Origin of the sequence: Streptomyces sp. NPDC005878 (assembly GCF_040629815.1) — a bacterium.
In the GTDB taxonomy this organism is placed as follows: domain Bacteria; phylum Actinomycetota; class Actinomycetes; order Streptomycetales; family Streptomycetaceae; genus Streptomyces.
In genome coordinates this window covers 215,126-231,622 of record NZ_JBEXWK010000001.1, presented here as the reverse complement: position 1 = coordinate 231,622, position 16,497 = coordinate 215,126, and the positions used below count along the sequence as shown (strand labels likewise).

Sequence of the window (16,497 nt, the reverse complement as noted above, 5' to 3'; positions counted from 1 at the left end):
GGTGGTTTGCGGTGTCAGACCGCCGGCTCCGGCACGGCGGCCCTCGCCACGGCGGATTCCTCGGGCGCCACGGCCCGCCGGGGCGCGCCCTGGACGGTCCAGTGCCCCAGCGCCACCTCGGCGGTGATGCCCGGCCCGAACCCGGCGATCAGGCCTTTCGCCCGGTGCTCCGCGCCGCCCTCGTCGAACAGCCGCCCGAGCGCGTCGAGGACGACGGCGCTGGCGATGTTCCCGTACTCGGTGAGCGTGGCGCGGCTGAAGCGGAAGGCCTCGGGCGGCACGCCGAGGTAGGCGCAGAGGTCGTCCAGGATGCGCGGGCCGCCCGCGTGGACGATGTAGAAGTCCAGGCCGGAGGCGTTCCAGCCGTGCTGGTCGGCGAGGGCGCTCAGGACGGGTGCCAGGGCCTCCATGGTGCCGGGGACCCGTTTGTCGAGCAGGAAGTGGAATCCGGTCTCGCGCACCGCGTAGGCGATCCAGTCCTCGGTGCCCGGTACGAGATAGGAGCCGTTGCGCTCCAGGTGGATCCCGGTGCCGCCGGAGCCCCGGACGACGGCGGCGGCCACGGCGTCGCCGAAGAGGCCGTTGGACAGCAGGGTGCCGACGCCGAGGTCGGTCGGCTGGTAGCTAAGCGAGCAGAACTCGCAGGCCACGATGAGGACGTTGGCCCCGGGGTAGGCGGTGCAGAAGTCGTGCGCCCGGTTGATCGCGCTGCCGCCCGCCGCGCAGCCGAGCTGGGCGATCGGCACCTGCCGGGTCTCCGGCCGGAAGCCCATGGTGTTGATCAGCCAGGCCGTCAGGGAGGGCATCATGAAGCCCGTGCAGGAGACGTAGACGATCAGATCGATGTCGCGCGGCGACAGCTCGGCCGTCTCCAGCGCCTGCCGCACCACCTGCGGCACCCGTGCCTTGGCCTCCGTCTCGTAGCGCTTGTTCCGCACCTCGAAGCCCGGGTGGCGCAGCGTGTCCTCAAGCGGCTGGACGAGGTGCCGTTTGGCCACGCCGGTGTTCTCGATCAGGCGTAGCGCGAGTGCGAGCTGGGGATGGTCGGCGTGAACCGTGCGCACCAGATCGAGAGTCTGCTCCGAGGTGATCACGTGCTCGGGCACGGCGACGGCAGGTCGGCACAAGACGGCCATGGGCGGAACATCCTGAGAAGTAGGCGGCGCCCGGTCGGGTGACGGGGGTCGGGCGGGCTGCCGGACAGCCGTGGTGGATCATTCCAGACCTATGCGGGAAGACTTCTCGGATCCGGATGAAAGTACACAAAAGTGTCATACGGGTGGCGGGAGTGACGCCGGACCGCGTCCGCGCGCCGGGCGCGCACGGAGCCGCCGCGGCCGACGCGGTGGGGCTGCCGGCGAGCGGCCCGTCCGGCAAGGTCACGGGCGTGTTCCTGCCGCTGGACGGGGGGCGCACGCCGATCCGGGGCGGCGGCTAGGGTTCAACGCCATGGACACGGACATCAAGGGTGTCTCCGCTGGTGGCGGGCGCGCCGACGGGGTGTACACGGGGAACGCGGGCAAGGACGCCGCGCTGGACCGGGGGTGGCTGCTCGGGCACTTCAAGGACGCCGGGGACCCGCGGCACAGCGAGGCCGTGGAGATCAAATGGGGCGTCCACCCCCGTGGGGACGAGCGGGCGCGGTGGGTGACCGGGGAGGAGCGCACGGCGCTGCTCGTGCTCATCAGCGGCCGCTTCCGGGTGGAACTGCCGGACGGCGACGTGACATTGGCCGAACAGGGCGACTACGTCGTGTGGGGCAAGGGGGTGGACCACTCCTGGTACGCGGAGGAGGAGTCCGTCGTCCTCACGGTCCGCTGGCCGTCGGTGCCGGGCTACCGGGTGGGCTGAGCCCCGGCCCGGCCGCGCCCGGGGTTCAGGGTTGCCCGGTCGCGGCCGCGCGGCGGTCCAGGACCACCAGCGTCCGCCGGGCCCAGCGGATGTTCTCCTCCTCGAAGGAGAGCCCCCGCATCAGGGTGAGGTAGGGGCCGACGCGTGCGGAACAGGCCAGGTACTCGTCCTCGGTGCGGCCGTCGAGCAGACGGTCCCGCAGCCGTTCGTACCGGGCCGCCTTGGCGCGGGCCCGCTCCAGCCGCTCGGCCACCGCGTCCCGTACCGCCGCGGTGTCACCCGCGTCCACGGCCTGCACCTGCACCAGGAGTTCGTCGCGAATCGCGCTGGGGCGGGGCGGCTCGGCGGTGAAGGAGCGCAGAGCCGCGAAGCCCGCGTCGGTGAGGGAGAACAGGCGCTTGTTGGGCCGGCGTTCCTGCTGGACGAGCCGCGCCCGGACCAGGCCCTCGGACTCCATCCGCTCCAGTTCGCGGTAGAGCTGTTGCGGGGTGGCCATCCAGAAGTTGGCGACGGACGCGTCGAACCCCTTGGCCAGGTCGTATCCGGAGGCCTCGCCCTCCAGGAGGGCGGCGAGAACGGCGTTGCGCAGTGCCATCGCGCCAAGCTATCACTTCCGCTACCAGTCAATTCGGTGAGTAATCGCCGCGTTTGAGCCCGGGTGCGCGCTGACCGGAGGCGACCGGGGGCGAGGGGGCGAGGGGGCTTCTACGAGGGTGTCGGTTCCGCCGGGGCCGTCGCGCGCGTGTTGATGGTGAAGGTGGCGCCGTCGGGGTCGCGGATCGTCGCCCACGGGCCGTTCGCGGCCGTGCCCTGGGCGATGACCATGCCGCCGTGGGCGCGGGCCGTCGCCGTCTTGGCGGGCACGTCGGTGGTCACGAAGTGGACCTCCCAGTGCGGCCGGATGGTGGGATCCGGTGCCGCCTCCAGCGCGCCGGAGCTGAGGCGGGCCACGATGTGGCCGCCGTGCCGCAGCACGACCTCCTCGGCCTCGTACCGCACGTCGCAGCAGCCCGGCCGCTCGGCCGCCCAGTCGAGGACCTCGCCGTAGAAGATGGCCGCCTCGAAGGCGTTGCGGGTGCGCAGCCGCAGCCAGGCGGGCTCGCGGTCGCGCCAGGACTCCCAGTCGTCGACGAGCTTGCCCTGCCAGATGCCGAAGACCGCGCCGTCCCGGTCGGCGGCGAGCGCGCCGCGCCCCGTCTGGAACGCGACCGGGCCCACGGCGACCGTGGCGCTCCGCTCGCGGATACGTGACGCGGTGGTGTCGGCGTCCTCGACCGCGAAGTACGGCGTCCAGGCCACCGCCACCTGGAGCGCGGGTGCCAGGGCCCCGATCCCGGCGACGGGCTCGCCGTCGTCCAGCGCCACGCGGAACTGCTCGCCGAGGCGCCCACCGCGGAACGTCCAGCCGAAGACGGCTCCGTAGAAGTGGAGCGCGGGTTCGAGTTCGCGCGCCATGAGGCTCACCCAGCACGGTGCCCCGAGCACCGCCGCACTCGACGAGGCCTTGCAGTCCGGGACCGTGGTTGTCCTGTCCATCACTGATGCCGATCGCTCTCGCTTGGCGGCTTCCTGCGGTCACCATTTTCCCGCACATCGGGCGTACCGCACCCAACCGCCTGTGGTGGTGTGCCGTCGCGCAGTGTAATGGCTACGCTGCGTATGATGCCGCTCACCGTATCGGAGGGGCTTCCCGGTACGGGTACCCCGTTTCGTGTAAGTAGCACCCGAATCGGCGGCACCCGACTCACCTTGCGTCGTTCCCCGGCACCCCGCAACCGGTCCCGCTCTCCCGGGCCCGGCCCCGGGCAGACGGCCGGGTGGTTACGCGGCCCGCTGGTAGCGGGCGCCGTCCCGGGTCCGGGTCAGCAGGCCCGCCGTGATCAGATAGCGGCGCAGCGCCGGGAAGTCGTCGTGGACCGTGAGCAGCGCCTCGTTGACCTCGCGCTCGGTGTACTGCCGTCCCGCCTCGAAGAGCGTCTCCGTGAGGTGGACGAGAAGCTGCTCGCGGCGGGCGGCCTTGCGCGGGATGGCCGTCAGACGGCCGTGGGAGAAGAGCGCGGCCACGGCGTGCGAGCCGGTGGTCCGCGCGGGGGCGTCGGTGGTGTGCGCCGACGTGTCGCCGGGGGAGTTCGCTGACATGCCCGGAAGCCTTCCTCATACGGCGGCCGCCCGGCAACGGATTTCGGCCGGCCCCGAGCCGGGACGGCCCGGGCGGGGCGCTCCCCGGCCCTCGCCCGGCGTTCGCGATCCGGCGCTCCGGCCGGGGCGCGGCCGTCCGGCCGGAGCGGATGGCCGATCATGCGCTCGACGCCCGGCGAACACGTGTGCCATCGTCGTGGCGGGGTGGACCTGCTGCACAAGGGGGGTGGGGGATGGGTCTGACGAGCGAGTTCAGCACCGCGGTCGTGCCGGCGGCCGAGCGGTTCGCGCTGTGGACCGAACTGGCCGCGCAGTCGCACGTGCGCAATTGGCTCAGCAGCGAGTGCGCCGAGGACTTCCACGCCTGGCTGCGCGTCCTCGACCTGGGCGACGTCCGCGTGTCGACCCTGACGTACCCGAGCGTGGAGATCACGCGCACACCCAAGCTGATCCGGCAGGACGACCCCGAGGTCTACCAGGTCAACGTCCTGACGTCGGGCAGCGGCCGCGCGGCGCAGGGCGGCCGGGAGGCCTCCCTGCGCGCCGGGGAGCTGGTCCTGGTCGACAGCAGCCGCCCCTTCGAGGGCCGGTTCGACGGCGGGTACTCGTCCATGACGGTGGTGCAACTGCCCCGCACCCGGCTGCCGCTGCCCCAGGACGTGGTCCAGCGGGTCGCCGCCACTCCCATCGCCGCCGACCGGGGGCTGGGCGGGGTGTTCGGCCGCTGGCTCGCCGACCTCGACGCCCGCGCCGACGAGTGCGCGCCCGCCGACATCCCGGCGCTCGCCTCGGTGACGGTGGACCTGCTCGCGGCGGTGCTGGGGCGGCGGCTGGCCGTCGAGGACGAGCTGAGCCCGCAGGCGCGCAGACAGGCCCTGCGTGTGGAGGTCTGCGACTTCATCAACCGGCACCTCGGCGACCCGTCCCTCACGCCCGCGACCGTCGCCGCCGCGCACCGGATCTCCCTGCGCCACCTCCACCAGATCTTCGACTCGCGCGGCACCACGGTCGCCGCGTGGATCCGGGCCCGGCGGCTGGAGTGCTGCCGCCGGGACCTCGCCGACCCGCTGCTGCGCCGCCGCCCGGTGTACGCGATCGGCGCCCGCTGGGGGTTCGTCGAGCCATCCCACTTCAGCCGCGCCTTCCGCGCGGCCCACGGGATCAGCCCGCGTGACTACCGCGAGGCAGCCCTGAATCGCTGACGGGGTCCTCCCCGTCCTCGACGCGGGAGTGGTAGTAGAGGAAGCCGTACTCGTCCGTCCAGCAGGCGTCGCCCGTGAAGGTCCAGCCGTTGCGCACGGTGTCCCGCTGGTGTTCGTCGTCGTCGAGGTAACGGCAGCCGGTGGGCCCCTTGACGGCGAGCGCGCCGACCTGGCCGTACGGGACGGGCCGCCCGGAGGCGTCGACGATCGCGGTGAGGTAGCCGGGCACGGGCCGCCCGATCGCGCCGGGGTGCGACCAGGCCTGCTCGCCGCGCATCGACACGATGATGTGGAGCATCTCGGTGGAGCCCAGCCCGTCGATCAGGCTGTTGCCGGTCCGCTGCTTCCATCTGCGGCGCGTCTCCTGGGGCAGCGCCTGCCCGGAGGAGACGCACTCGCGCAGCGATGCCAGGTCGTACGGGGTGGGGTCGGCGCAGATCGCCTGGTAGCGGGCGGGTCCGCTGAAGCAGACGGTGGCGCGGAACTCCGCGACGGCGCGGGCGAGCCGGCGCGGCGAGGAGGTGTCGAGCAGCACCGTCGAGGCGCCGACGTGGAGGGGGAAGAGGAGCAGTCCGCCCAGTCCGTAGGTGTCGGCCAGCGAGGGGGTGCCGATGAAGCGGTCGTCGGCGGTGGCCCGCAGCACGTGCCGGGGGAAGGAGTTGCACGCGGCCATCACGTCCCGGTGCGAGTGGACCGTGGCCCTGGGCGGCCCCGAGGCGCCGGAGGTGAAGGCGATCAGGCAGGGGTCGGTCGCGGCGGTGTCGACGGGGAGCGACCAGTCGGGCTTGTCCGCCATGGCCCGCTCCAGACCGGCCCCGGCGCCCGCCCCGCCGAGGAAGAACAGGGTCCGGGGCGCGCGGCCCGCCGACTCCAGCTCGGAGCGCAGGCCCCACTCGCACAGCGCGTGGGTCACCCGCGCCTTGTCGATCACCCCGGTCAGCTGCTCGGCCCGCAGGGTGGGCGCGGTCGTCACCACCACCCCGCCCGCCCGCACCACCGCCAGCCAGATCGCCGCCAGCATCGGGGTGTTGGCGCCGCGCAGCAGCACCCGGTTGCCCGGCACCAGGCCCATGTCCTCGGTCAGGACGTGCACCACACGCGCCACGACCGCGGTCAGCTGCCCGTACGTCCAGCGCACGCCGTGCTGGGACAGCACGGCGGGCCGCTGTGCCCGGTCCAGCGCCCCACCGCCCTCCAGGAGTTCCCACGCGCAGTTCAGCCGCGCGGGAAAGCGCAGGGAGGGCATCCCGAGGAGCAGATCGGGCCGGAGCGGCCCGGACGGTAAGTGGTCCCGTACGAAGGTGTCCGTGTGGGCGGATCGATGGTCTGCTGGCGATGGGGTGTTCAACTGGCCTGCCCCCTCCTGGTCGACTTGTGCCTCATTCAACGAGGGTCGACTAGAGATGTCCTTGACGATCCGTGCGTGCTCCTTGCCGGATCGTGCACACCGTGACGGTCGGTGCCGGTGGGACGGGGGTTTGCTCCAGGGGTGAGGAACGGGTGGAGCCGTCGGGGGTCGCTCCCGAGTGGCCGGGGCCGGACGGCAACACCGTGGATACAGAGGCGCGTTGGGCCGTTTCGGCGGTGCCGTTGCGCGTAACACTGTTCATGACAGGCCAACTCCGCCTCGACCCACCGGCTGGTCGACGGAGAGTCACGGAAGACCTCGGGCGGGGACGCGCCCGAGGGGGCCTTCGGCTTCGACGTCACCAGCCGGCCCCCCACCCATTCCCCATTCCCCCCACGGGCCCCCGCACGACCGGGGCTCCGCTCTGGAGGCACCGATGCCCGACCTCTGGCTGCCCGGCGCACAACGGATCGACGTGGGCGACCACGCCCCCACCGACAGCACCTACCCCGCCAAGGCCATCGCCCACATCACCTGGGACAAGAACGCCACCGCCGCCCACCCGCAGGACCAGGTCCCCTACGGCAACCTCCAGGACTGGTTCGGCCGCAACCCCGACGGCAAGGGGTCCGCCCCCCACCTGCTCTGGTCGCCGTTCACGGGCGCGTTCACCCAGTTCTTCCCGGCCAACTCGCGCTCCAAGTCGCTGGTCGACCTGTCCGGCGGCACCCGGACCAACAGGGCGGGCACCGTCGTCATCCAGATCGAGGCGCACTTCTTCCCGTACTGCCGGGTCAACGGCAAGGTCTACGCCAGGCTCGTCGACACCCCGTGCGCCGGCTGGGCGACGCTGAACGCCTGGGTGCGCTCCTGGGGCGTGCCCGACACCTGGCCGATGGGGCGGCCGGCCGACTTCACCTCCCACCGCGACGAACGCGTCTGGGAGACGCACGGCGGCTGGTACGGACACCAGCACGTGCCGGAGAACACCCATCAGGACCCCGGCTCCTGGCCCCAGTTCACCGGGGCCCCGCCGACGGCGAGGGTCTCCCTGGCCCATGTGATCGCGGCGGCCCGGCGCGACCCGGGCCTCCCGCAGGGCGGCACCACGTACAAGAGCGAGGTCCTGGTCGTCGAGCGCGCCCTCCAGGCCGAGGGGCTGCTCAGCGCCACCTGGGTCGACGGCTCCTTCGGCACCAAGACGAAGACGGCGTACGCCGCCTGGCAGCGGCGCTGCGGCTACTCGGGCCCGGACGCGGACGGCATCCCCGGCCGTGACTCGCTCACCCGGCTCGGCGCCCGCCACGGATTCACCGTCGCCTGACCGCCTTCGCGCCGCCGCGCCCGCGGCCGGCGGTTCCGGCGGCTGGCCGCGACCACGGCGACGGCCGCCGGGACCGCCGCGCGGGCGGGGACGTGCGGGGACGGGACGCCCCGGGCTCAGCCGTGCGAGGGCGCCACCACGTCCACCGTCTCGAAGCCCTTCCGGCGCATCCGTTCCGATCCCCAGACGCCGAGCGGCCCGAGCGCCCGGTTGAGGGTGTGCCCGTGCTCGGTCAGCGAGTACTCCACCCGTGGCGGCACCTCGGCGTGGACCTCCCGGTGGACCAGGCCGTCCGCCTCCATCTCGCGCAGGTGCTGCGTCAGCATCTTCTCGCTCACCCCCGGCAGGCCGCGGCGCAGTTCGGCGAAGCGGCGTATCCCGTGGGCTTCGAGTTCCCAGAGGATCAGCCCCTTCCACTTGCCGCTCACCACGTCGAGCGCGGCGTCGATGCCGCAGATGTACGGCCCGTTCCTCGGCCCCTTGGCCATCCCCAGTCCCCTTACTAAAAGGTAAGTACCGCAGTAAATAGTGGGTACTTCCGAGAATAGTGGTGCTCTTCGAGCATGGAGGGGTGAACGAACAACACACCAGCACCCCCACCGAACAGCCCGGCGCCGTCACCGTGATCGGACTCGGCCCGATGGGCCGGGCGATGACCCGTACCCTTCTCACCGCCGGGCATCCGGTGACCGTCTGGAACCGCACCGCCGCCCGCGCCGAGGGCGTCGTCGCCGACGGCGCGACCCTCGCGGCGACGCCCGCCGAGGCCGTCGAGGCGAGCGGCCTCGTGATCCTCAGCCTCACCGACTACCGGGCCATGTACGACATCCTCGACGGCGCCACCGGATCGCTCGCGGGCAGGACGCTCGTCAACCTGAGCTCCGACACCCCCGACCGCACCCGCGAGGCGGCCCACTGGGCGGCCGGGCACGGCGCCGCCTTCCTCACCGGAGGGGTCATGGTCCCCGCGCCGATGGTCGGCACGGACGCGGCCCACGTCTACTACAGCGGCCCGCGCGAGGCGATGGAACGCTTGCGCGAGCCGTTGGCGCTGCTCGGCACACCCAGGTACCTGGGCGAGGACCCGGGGCTCGCCCAGATGATGTACCAGGCCCAACTGGCTGTCTTCCTCACCACCTTGTCCGCGCTGATGCACGCCACCGCCATGCTGGGCACCGCCGGGATGAAGGCGAGCGAGGCGCTGCCGGAGCTGCTCGCCTCCGCCGACTCGACCGGCGCCATCCTGCGGGCCGGTGAGGACAGTCCCGGCACCGCGCTCGACGCCGGGGAGCATCCGGGCGACCTCAGTACGGTGACCATGATGGGGGCGACGGCCGACCACATCGTCGAGACCAGTACGTCGCTCGGCCTCGATCTCGCGCTCCCGCTGGCCGTGCGCGGCCACTACCGGCGCGCCGTCGCGGACGGGCACGGCGGCGACAACTGGACCCGCATCATCGACGGCATCCGCGAGCCGCGCTGAGCCGCGCGGAGACGCCGACTACGTAGTGGCGGCGCCGAGTTGCGTAGTCGGCTACGGATCTGCCCTCCCCGCTCCACCGGTTACGTTCCTCTCCGGTGACGTCGAAGGTCGAGGAGGTGACTCCCATGATGTATCCGCCCCCGACCGTCGGTACCGGTCGCTGATGTCCGAGGCGGTGGCCGCTTCTGTCCCGGAGCGGCCACCGCGCCCGTCCGCCGGGCCCTCAGCCTCGCAGCACGGGTGGCAGGTCGCGCCGCGAGTGCACGCCGAGCTCGCGGTAGATCCGGGTCAGATGGCTTTCCACGGTACGACCTTTTCGAGTACCGGCAGCGGGAGCGGTTCGCCCAGGGCCACCGCCGCCAGGGCGTCCCTGTGGCGCGGGTCGAGGCCGCGCAGCTCGCGCTCGACCAGCTCGGCCAGCCGGGGCGGCGCGGTCAGCGGGCCGCGCCACCACCACACCCCGCCCCCGCTCACCAGGTGCCCGGTGGCGTGGCCGTGGCGGACCAGTTCGGTGAGGAACAGCGGGTTCCCGCCGGTCCACCGGTGGAGCAGCTCCACCGTGGGGCGCGCCGCGGCGCCGTCCAGCAGCGCGCGCACCAGCGGGGCCGTGTCGGCGACGCCGAACGGGGCGAGGTCCAGGCGCTCCGGATAGCCGTCCTTCCAGAGCGCCACGACCGCGTCGGGGGCGGGCAGTCCCGGCCGCGCGGTGACGACGAGACGCGGGCCCCCCTCGGCGGCCAGACTCAGTGTCAGGGCGGCGGAGGCGTCGTCGAGGTGGTGGGCGTCGTCGATGACGAGGACCGGGACGCGCCGCCCCGCCCGGCGGGCGAGTTCGCCGCGCAGCAGCCCGTACGCCCGGCCCTCGTCGAGGCCGCCCCCGTCCCCGAGCAGGGCGCGGAAGGCCCCGAACGGCACCCGGCGGCCGGCTTCGGTGGCGGCGGTCCTGACGATCGCGAAGCGGGAGGCGCCGAGCCGCGCGGTGACGGCCGCGAGCAGGGCCGTCTTGCCGACGCCGCCGGGCCCGACGACCGCGGCCCCTCTCCTGGTCAGCACGGCCCCAGCACCCGCTGCCGCTCCCGCTCCCTGGCGACGAAGACCCCGGGTACCAGGTCGTACGGCATCGTTCCCCCCGCGCGGGCGATCGGGCTTCCCGCCCGGACCACGGTCCCGCACCCGGCGGCGCCGCCGCCCGCCCCGGCGTCCCTTTGGCCGGAACCGGTGCGGAAAGGTCGGATTCCGCTCGCTTCCGCTTGCCCGAGTCCCTGTCGGCGGCCGGGTGAACGCCTAGGCTCGGGAACGTGCTGCGCATCTTCGATCATCTCGTCGGCCGGGGGCCGCTGCGGATCTGTGCCCATGTGCCGCCCGCCGACGGCCCGGGCGACCTCACCGGGCTGCGGGTCCTGCTGACCGCCGACGTCCTCGCGCGCGTCGTCGAACTGCGCGGCCGGGCCGTCCTGACGGGCCGGACCGGCCCGGAGGTCCCCGGCGCCGCCGCGACCGGCATCCATCCCGCCGACGCCGAGGGCAGCCCGGAGGAGATCGCCGAGGCCCTGGGCGGCCCGCCGGCCGTGCAGCTCAGCGGCCGGCCGTACGAGGGTGGCGGCGGCCTCTCCCTGCGCGTCGCCGAGGCCGTACGTGAGGGTGGGGACGGGGCCGAGGACGGGGACGGCCTGGCCGTACGGCTGGCGCTGCTCGACCAGCCGTACCACCGGCCCGTCACGCTCACGGCCGGGGCCGTCGAAGACGCGGGCCGTCGTCTCGCGCGGTGGCGCGCTGCTGTCGCCGGGTGGGCCGAGGAGCCGTCCAAGCCGCTCCTGGACGCGCTGGTGCGCACCGCACGCGAGGGACTGGAGGACAGCCTCGACACGGCCGCGGCGCTGCGGGCGCTGGAGGACCTGGCAGCGGACGGCGGAGTACCGGCGGGCGCCAAGTTCGAGACCTTCGCCCGGCTCGACCGCGTCCTCGGCCTGGAGCTGACCCGCGAGATCGGTACCGCGCCCGCCGGGGGAGTACGGGCATGAGCCCTCTGCGGCGGCTCGTGGTCCTGCGGCACGCCAAGTCGGCGTGGCCCGAGGGCGTGCCCGACCCGGCCCGGCCGCTCGGGCGGCGCGGGCTGCGCGACGCGCCCGCCGCCGGGCGCTGGCTGAGCGCGGCGGACTGCCTGCCCGATCTGGTCCTGTGCTCGACCGCCCGCCGGGCCCGTGAGACCTGGGAGCTGGCGGCGGCCGAGCTGGGCAGCCCGCCCCCGGTCCGCCACGACCCGAGGCTGTACGCCGCCGACGCCCGCGCTCTGCTCGGGGCGGTGCGCGAGGGGCCCGCCGACGTCGGGACGCTGCTCCTGGTCGGCCACAACCCCGGCGTGCAGGACCTCACCCTGCTGCTCACCGGTGAGGCCCTCGGGGAGAGCCTGGACCGGGTGGGGGCGAAGTTCCCGACCGCGGCGATCGCGGTGCTCACCTGGCGCGGTGCCTGGTCGGACCTGGCGCCCGGGACCGCCCTGCTCACCGACTTCGCCGTCCCGCGCGGGGCACGTGCCTGAACGGCGCGCCGGGCGCGGGGGCCGGACCGGACCGGCCATAGGACCGGCCGACGGAACGGCCATTGGACCGGCCATCGGAGTTCGGACCGGCCATCGGAGTGATGAATCGTTTCGCTGCGGGGCTGGAGCGGGGGCGGCGTGATGGAGTTGCCGCGTCCGTCAGGCCGGTGGGAGAGGACAGAGGGCGATGCAGTACGGCTGTCCGGGCTGTGACGCCCTGCGCGCGGAGGCACGTCGGCCGGGCGTGGATCTGGCCGATCTGCTGCACCGCGTACAACTCCACGAGCTCGACCCCCACCCGTCCCCGAAGGCGGGTCCCCGCAAGCGCCAGCAGGACCGCAAGGGGCGGGCCTGAGCGGCGGGTTCAGCCGGCGCGCTCGTAGCGCAGGAGGACGACGCCGTTGCCGAAGCTCCGGCTCTCGGTGAGCCGGAGCGCGACCTCCGCGTCCAGGGGCGGGAAGGGGACCCTGCCCCGTCCGATGAGGACGGGGTGGACGTAGACGCGGAACTCGTCGACCAGGCCGTGGCGCAGGAACGCGGCGGCGAGGTCGGGTCCGCCCAGCGTCAGGTCACCGCCCGGCTGGTCCTTGAGCGCCCGGATCTCCTCGGGGACGACCTCCCGTACGAGCGTGGTGTTCCACTCCGCCCGCTCCAGGGTCCGCGAGAACACGAACTTCGGCTTGTCCAACCAGATCCGGGCGAAGTCCCGCATCGGCGCGGTGCTCGCCGGATCGGCCTCCGCGGTCGGCCACACCCCGGCCATCAACTCGTAGGTGACGCGGCCGTGGAGGAAGCCGCCCATCGCCCGCAGCTCCTCGTTGAAGTGCTCGTGCAGTTCGTCGTCGACGCGGTGCCAGTCGATCCGGCGCCCGGGCCCCTCGAAGAATCCGTCCAGGGATACCCCGATCATCAGGATGATCTTTCGCATGGCAGCCTCGCCGGAGTCGGGTTGACGGGTACGGCCGCGACGATACGCGCGTCGCGGCGGGGTGGGGGCGGGGCGCGCGGGGTGGTCACGGACGCGCGCTCCGGGAGGCTCGGGGCGGGCCCTGACAGGCGGCCGACCGGCGGTTCTCGGCCATCGTCACGGCCCGCCTCCCCGCTCCGGTCCGACCGCTTCCGACCGATGGGTAACCTGGGTAGTTGATCTTGGTGGGCGGGCCCCCATGGGCCCGATTCGCCGACCCCGCGCGGGCGTTCGCGAACGCCCCTCCCCGACCAGAATGCGAAAACCATTGGCTCACCGTCAGCTTCGCCGCCGCACCCGTCTCGCCGGGCACCTGGTGGCCTGCTCCACCGTGCTCGCGGTCCTGCCCGCCGCCCCGGCGCTCGCCGACTCCGGCCCGACCCCGGCCGCCCCGGGAACGACCACCGCCCACCTGGACGCCGTCGAACAGGCTCTGCGCCAGGTCTCGCCCGGCCTTGAGGGCAGCGTCTGGGAGCGCACCGCGGGCAACCGGCTCGACGCCTCGGCGGCCGACCCCTCGGACTGGCTGCTCCAGACCCCCGGCTGCTGGGGCGACGACACGTGCGCCGAGCGGCCCGGGACCAAGCGGCTGCTCGCCAAGATGACCGAGAACATCGCCGCGGCCGAGCACACGGTCGACATATCCACCCTCGCGCCGTTCCCCAACGGGGCGTTCGAGGACGCGGTCGTCGACGGCCTCAAGGCCTCGGCCGCCGCCGGGCACCGGCTCAAGGTCCGCGTCCTCGTCGGCGCCGCGCCGATCTACCACCTCAACGTGGTCCCCTCCAAGTACCGCGACGAGCTCGTCGGCAGGCTGGGCGACGCGGCGAAGAACATCACGCTCAACGTGGCGTCGATGACGACCTCCAAGACCGCCTTCTCCTGGAACCACTCCAAGCTGCTGGTCGTCGACAACCGCTCGGTGGTCACCGGTGGCATCAACGGCTGGAAGGACGACTACCTCGACACCGCCCACCCGGTGTCGGACGTCGACCTCGCGCTGACGGGACCCGCCGCCGGCTCCGCGGGCAGGTACCTCGACACGCTGTGGGCCTGGACCTGCCAGAACAAGTCGAACATCGCCGGCGTCTGGTTCGCCTCCTCGGGCGGCGCCGGCTGCATGCCGTCGCTGGCCCAGGACGCCCCCGCCCCGGCCACCGCCACGGGCGGTGTGCCCGTGATCGCCGTCGGCGGTCTCGGCGTCGGCATCCGGAACAGCGACCCGGCCTCCGCGTTCCGTCCGACGCTGCCCACCGCCGCCGACACCAAGTGCGTCGTCGGGCTGCACGACAACACCAACGCCGACCGGGACTACGACACGGTCAACCCCGAGGAGAGCGCCCTGCGCGCGCTCGTCGCCGGCGCCCGCGACCACATCGAGATCTCCCAGCAGGACCTCAACGCCACCTGCCCGCCGCTCCCGCGCTACGACATCCGCCTCTACGACGCGCTCGCGGCGAGGATGGCCGCCGGGGTGAAGGTGCGGATCGTCGTCAGCGACCCCGCCAACCGCGGCGCGATCGGCAGCGGCGGCTACTCGCAGATCAAGTCGCTCTCCGAGATCAGCGACACCCTGCGCGACCGTCTCGCCCTGCTCACCGGCGACAAGGCCGCCGCCCGAGCGACGATGTGCTCCACCCTCCAGCTGGCCACCTTCCGCAGCTCGGACAGCCCGAAGTGGGCCGACGGCCACCCGTACGCCCAGCACCACAAGCTGGTCTCCGTCGACGGCTCGGCCTTCTACCTCGGCTCGAAGAACCTGTACCCCTCCTGGCTCCAGGACTTCGGATACGTGGTGGAGAGCCCCGAGGCCGCCGCCCAGCTGACGGCGAAGCTGCTCGCCCCGCAGTGGCGGTACTCGAAGGCGACCGCGACGTTCGACTACGAGCGCGGCGTCTGCCAGGCCTGATCCCGGCCGCCGGCCCGCCAGTCCGTCAGTCCGCTCTCCCGCTCCTGCTCGTGCTCCCGGTCGTGCCCTGCGGTGTGCCCCCGGCCGTCCCGAGGCGCGTCGGCGGCAGGAAGTCGCGTACGTAACTCCGCTTCCAGCACGCCCCCGTCGTCCGCAGCTCGCGCCACGTCGTGTACTGGTAGCGGAACAGCCGCGCGCGGATGTGGCGGGGCGGGCTGTCGGGCGGGAACGGGGAGCGCCTGAGCAGGCGCAGGGTGTCGCGGTCGTTGTCCAGCAGGCGCTCCACCAGGGGGCCGAACCACGGCCGCGCGTAGCCCGGGGAGAGACCGGCGAACCACATCAGCCAGTCGAGCCGCAGATGGTACGGCGCGAACTGGCGGGGCCAGTGACGGAGATCCCCGGGCTTGCCCCGGAACTCGTACGCGCGCCAGTCGGAGTCGGGGCGGGGCAGCGCGTCCGCCGTGCCCTCGATGACGACCTCCAGCCGCAGCCTGCTGACGCTGCCGAACGCACCGTAGGTGTTGACCAGGTGCAGCGGGTCGAAGGAGTAGTTCATGATCTGGCGGCGCGAGAACAGATTGCGGGCCGGACGGTAGCTCAGGGCGAGCAGGCCCGCGGCCACGGCCAGGACGACCACCTCGTACCAGAGCGGGGTCGCCGCGAAGTGCCGGTCGCCGGTGAGGGGGGAGAAGTCGACGGCGGTGACGGCCAGGGCGACCGTCGTCCAGTTCAGCCAGGCGAAGTTGCCCGACAGGATCAGCCACAGCTGGGTGAGGATCATCAGTGAGGCGGCTGCCGTGGCGACGGGCTGCGGGGTGAAGAGCAGGACCGGCACGGCCAGTTGGGTGACGTGGTTGGCGGCGACCTCCACCCGGTGGAACGGCTTCGGCAGATGGTGGAAGAACCAGCTCAGCGGGCCCGGCATGGGCTGGGTCTCGTGGTGGTAGTCCAGACAGGTCAGCGTGCGCCAGCACGCGTCGCCGCGCATCTTGATGAGCCCCGCCCCGAACTCCACGCGGAACAGCGCCCACCGCATCAGGAACAGCACGACGACCGGCGGCGCCACGTCGTCGTTGCCGAGGAACACCGCGAGGAACCCGACCTCCAGGAGCAGTGACTCCCAGCCGAAGGCGTACCACGTCTGGCCCACGTTCACGATCGACAGGTACAGCGCCCAGGGCAGCAGCCACAGCAGCATCGCGCCCCACAGCGGCACCCGTCCGTCGACCCCCGCCAGCAGGCCCGCCGAGACCAGGACACCCGCCCACGCCCATGCGGCGAAGAAGCGGTCCGAGTAGCGGAAGTGGAAGACGCTGGGCGCCCGCCGGAAGGGGACCCGCTCGACGTAGCGGGGCACCGGGAGCATGCCGCGCTCGCCGATCAGCGCCCGGAACTGCCGGGCCGCGCCCAGGAACGCGACGAGGTAGATCGCGGCGAGCGCCCGCTGGAAGACCAGGCGGCTCAGCCAGTAGTCGGGTGCGACGAACCACTCCACGGTCCCATTGTGACGCTGGGTGACGCTAGTGGCCTGGGGGGCGGGGCACGGGAGTGAGGTGCCCACAGGCGAAAACCGTGAGCCGAGCTGAGCTGAGCCGAGCCGAGCCGGGTTGAGCTTGAGCTGAGCTGAGACGCGCCGCCTCGCCCCGCTCCAGCGGCGCTCCACTCCCGCCGTACCCGGACCGGATAGGGTCCGGCCGGGTCGCGCGTGTCGGCCAGGGGCCCGCGGCCCCGCTGC

Annotated in this window: 18 protein-coding genes; 9 read left to right on the top strand and 9 right to left on the bottom strand. The window is 73.2% G+C overall.

The features are described from left to right. Positions 1 to 14: 14 nt before the first annotated feature. Positions 15 to 1,136 carry a type III polyketide synthase gene (locus ABZ404_RS01110; RefSeq protein WP_358834877.1) on the bottom strand — a complete coding sequence of 374 codons (1,122 nt, stop codon included), beginning with the start codon at positions 1,134 to 1,136 and terminating at the stop codon, positions 15 to 17. Positions 1,137 to 1,288: 152 nt separating this feature from the next. Here ABZ404_RS01110 and ABZ404_RS01105 point away from each other — a divergent pair, with 152 nt between their 5' ends. Both ABZ404_RS01105 and ABZ404_RS01100 read left to right on the top strand, forming a co-directional pair. Beyond that, positions 1,289 to 1,438, top strand: a complete 150-nt coding sequence (locus tag ABZ404_RS01105) for a hypothetical protein (RefSeq protein WP_358989971.1) — start codon at positions 1,289 to 1,291, stop codon at positions 1,436 to 1,438. Between the two features lie 11 nt (positions 1,439 to 1,449). Beyond that, entirely contained in the window at positions 1,450 to 1,851 is a 402-nt protein-coding gene (locus ABZ404_RS01100) for a signal peptidase I (protein WP_358834875.1), read from the top strand. 25 nt (positions 1,852 to 1,876) lie between these two features. Here the strand turns inward: ABZ404_RS01100 and ABZ404_RS01095 are convergent, their stop codons facing one another. The 3 genes from ABZ404_RS01095 to ABZ404_RS01085 form a co-directional block, all read right to left on the bottom strand. Next, positions 1,877 to 2,446 (bottom strand): PadR family transcriptional regulator, encoded by a 570-nt coding sequence (locus tag ABZ404_RS01095; RefSeq protein WP_358834874.1) that lies wholly within the window; start codon positions 2,444 to 2,446, stop codon positions 1,877 to 1,879. Positions 2,447 to 2,556: 110 nt separating this feature from the next. After that, positions 2,557 to 3,387 (bottom strand): VOC family protein, encoded by an 831-nt coding sequence (locus ABZ404_RS01090; RefSeq protein ID WP_358834873.1) that lies wholly within the window; start codon positions 3,385 to 3,387, stop codon positions 2,557 to 2,559. A 285-nt stretch (positions 3,388 to 3,672) separates the two neighbouring features. Continuing rightward, a complete protein-coding gene (locus tag ABZ404_RS01085; RefSeq protein WP_358834872.1) occupies positions 3,673 to 3,990 on the bottom strand; it encodes a DUF2087 domain-containing protein in 318 nt (105 codons plus the stop codon). 233 nt (positions 3,991 to 4,223) lie between these two features. Between ABZ404_RS01085 and ABZ404_RS01080 the strand changes: the two genes are divergently transcribed. Further along, positions 4,224 to 5,192: a helix-turn-helix domain-containing protein gene (locus tag ABZ404_RS01080; RefSeq protein ID WP_358834871.1), complete on the top strand. Its 969-nt coding sequence runs from the start codon at positions 4,224 to 4,226 to the stop codon at positions 5,190 to 5,192. Here ABZ404_RS01080 and ABZ404_RS01075 read toward each other — a convergent pair. Next, the gene (locus tag ABZ404_RS01075; protein WP_358834870.1) at positions 5,152 to 6,438 is read right to left on the bottom strand and encodes an AMP-binding protein; all 1,287 of its coding nucleotides are present in this window, start codon (positions 6,436 to 6,438) and stop codon (positions 5,152 to 5,154) included. The genes ABZ404_RS01080 and ABZ404_RS01075 overlap by 41 nt on opposite strands. 538 nt (positions 6,439 to 6,976) lie before the next feature. On the opposite strand from ABZ404_RS01075, the gene ABZ404_RS01070 reads away from it, so the two are divergent. Continuing rightward, a complete protein-coding gene (locus tag ABZ404_RS01070; protein ID WP_358834869.1) occupies positions 6,977 to 7,864 on the top strand; it encodes a peptidoglycan-binding domain-containing protein in 888 nt (295 codons plus the stop codon). Between the two features lie 116 nt (positions 7,865 to 7,980). Here the strand turns inward: ABZ404_RS01070 and ABZ404_RS01065 are convergent, their stop codons facing one another. After that, entirely contained in the window at positions 7,981 to 8,352 is a 372-nt protein-coding gene (locus tag ABZ404_RS01065; RefSeq protein ID WP_358834868.1) for a helix-turn-helix domain-containing protein, read from the bottom strand. 83 nt (positions 8,353 to 8,435) lie between these two features. On the opposite strand from ABZ404_RS01065, the gene ABZ404_RS01060 reads away from it, so the two are divergent. Beyond that, entirely contained in the window at positions 8,436 to 9,347 is a 912-nt protein-coding gene (locus ABZ404_RS01060; protein WP_358834867.1) for an NAD(P)-binding domain-containing protein, read from the top strand. Between the two features lie 288 nt (positions 9,348 to 9,635). Here ABZ404_RS01060 and ABZ404_RS01055 read toward each other — a convergent pair whose 3' ends face one another. Next, complete coding sequence (locus ABZ404_RS01055; protein WP_358834866.1) at positions 9,636 to 10,400, bottom strand: AAA family ATPase; 765 nt, start codon at positions 10,398 to 10,400, stop codon at positions 9,636 to 9,638. A 245-nt stretch (positions 10,401 to 10,645) separates the two neighbouring features. Between ABZ404_RS01055 and ABZ404_RS01050 the strand changes: the two genes are divergently transcribed. From ABZ404_RS01050 to ABZ404_RS01040, 3 genes are all read left to right on the top strand, one after another. Beyond that, positions 10,646 to 11,368: a hypothetical protein gene (locus tag ABZ404_RS01050; protein ID WP_358834865.1), complete on the top strand. Its 723-nt coding sequence runs from the start codon at positions 10,646 to 10,648 to the stop codon at positions 11,366 to 11,368. Further along, positions 11,365 to 11,886, top strand: a complete 522-nt coding sequence (locus ABZ404_RS01045; RefSeq protein ID WP_358989968.1) for a histidine phosphatase family protein — start codon at positions 11,365 to 11,367, stop codon at positions 11,884 to 11,886. The genes ABZ404_RS01050 and ABZ404_RS01045 overlap by 4 nt, the downstream gene beginning before the upstream one ends. A 187-nt stretch (positions 11,887 to 12,073) precedes the next feature. Further along, the gene (locus ABZ404_RS01040) at positions 12,074 to 12,241 is read left to right on the top strand and encodes a hypothetical protein (RefSeq protein ID WP_358837293.1); all 168 of its coding nucleotides are present in this window, start codon (positions 12,074 to 12,076) and stop codon (positions 12,239 to 12,241) included. Between the two features lie 9 nt (positions 12,242 to 12,250). On the opposite strand, the gene ABZ404_RS01035 is transcribed toward ABZ404_RS01040, so the two are convergent. Beyond that, positions 12,251 to 12,814 (bottom strand): dihydrofolate reductase family protein, encoded by a 564-nt coding sequence (locus ABZ404_RS01035; protein WP_358837292.1) that lies wholly within the window; start codon positions 12,812 to 12,814, stop codon positions 12,251 to 12,253. A gap of 307 nt (positions 12,815 to 13,121) precedes the next feature. Between ABZ404_RS01035 and ABZ404_RS01030 the strand changes: the two genes are divergently transcribed. After that, complete coding sequence (locus ABZ404_RS01030) at positions 13,122 to 14,762, top strand: phospholipase (protein ID WP_358837291.1); 1,641 nt, start codon at positions 13,122 to 13,124, stop codon at positions 14,760 to 14,762. A gap of 25 nt (positions 14,763 to 14,787) precedes the next feature. On the opposite strand, the gene ABZ404_RS01025 is transcribed toward ABZ404_RS01030, so the two are convergent. Then, positions 14,788 to 16,257 carry a lipase maturation factor family protein gene (locus ABZ404_RS01025; protein ID WP_358837290.1) on the bottom strand — a complete coding sequence of 490 codons (1,470 nt, stop codon included), beginning with the start codon at positions 16,255 to 16,257 and terminating at the stop codon, positions 14,788 to 14,790. Positions 16,258 to 16,497: the final 240 nt, after the last annotated feature.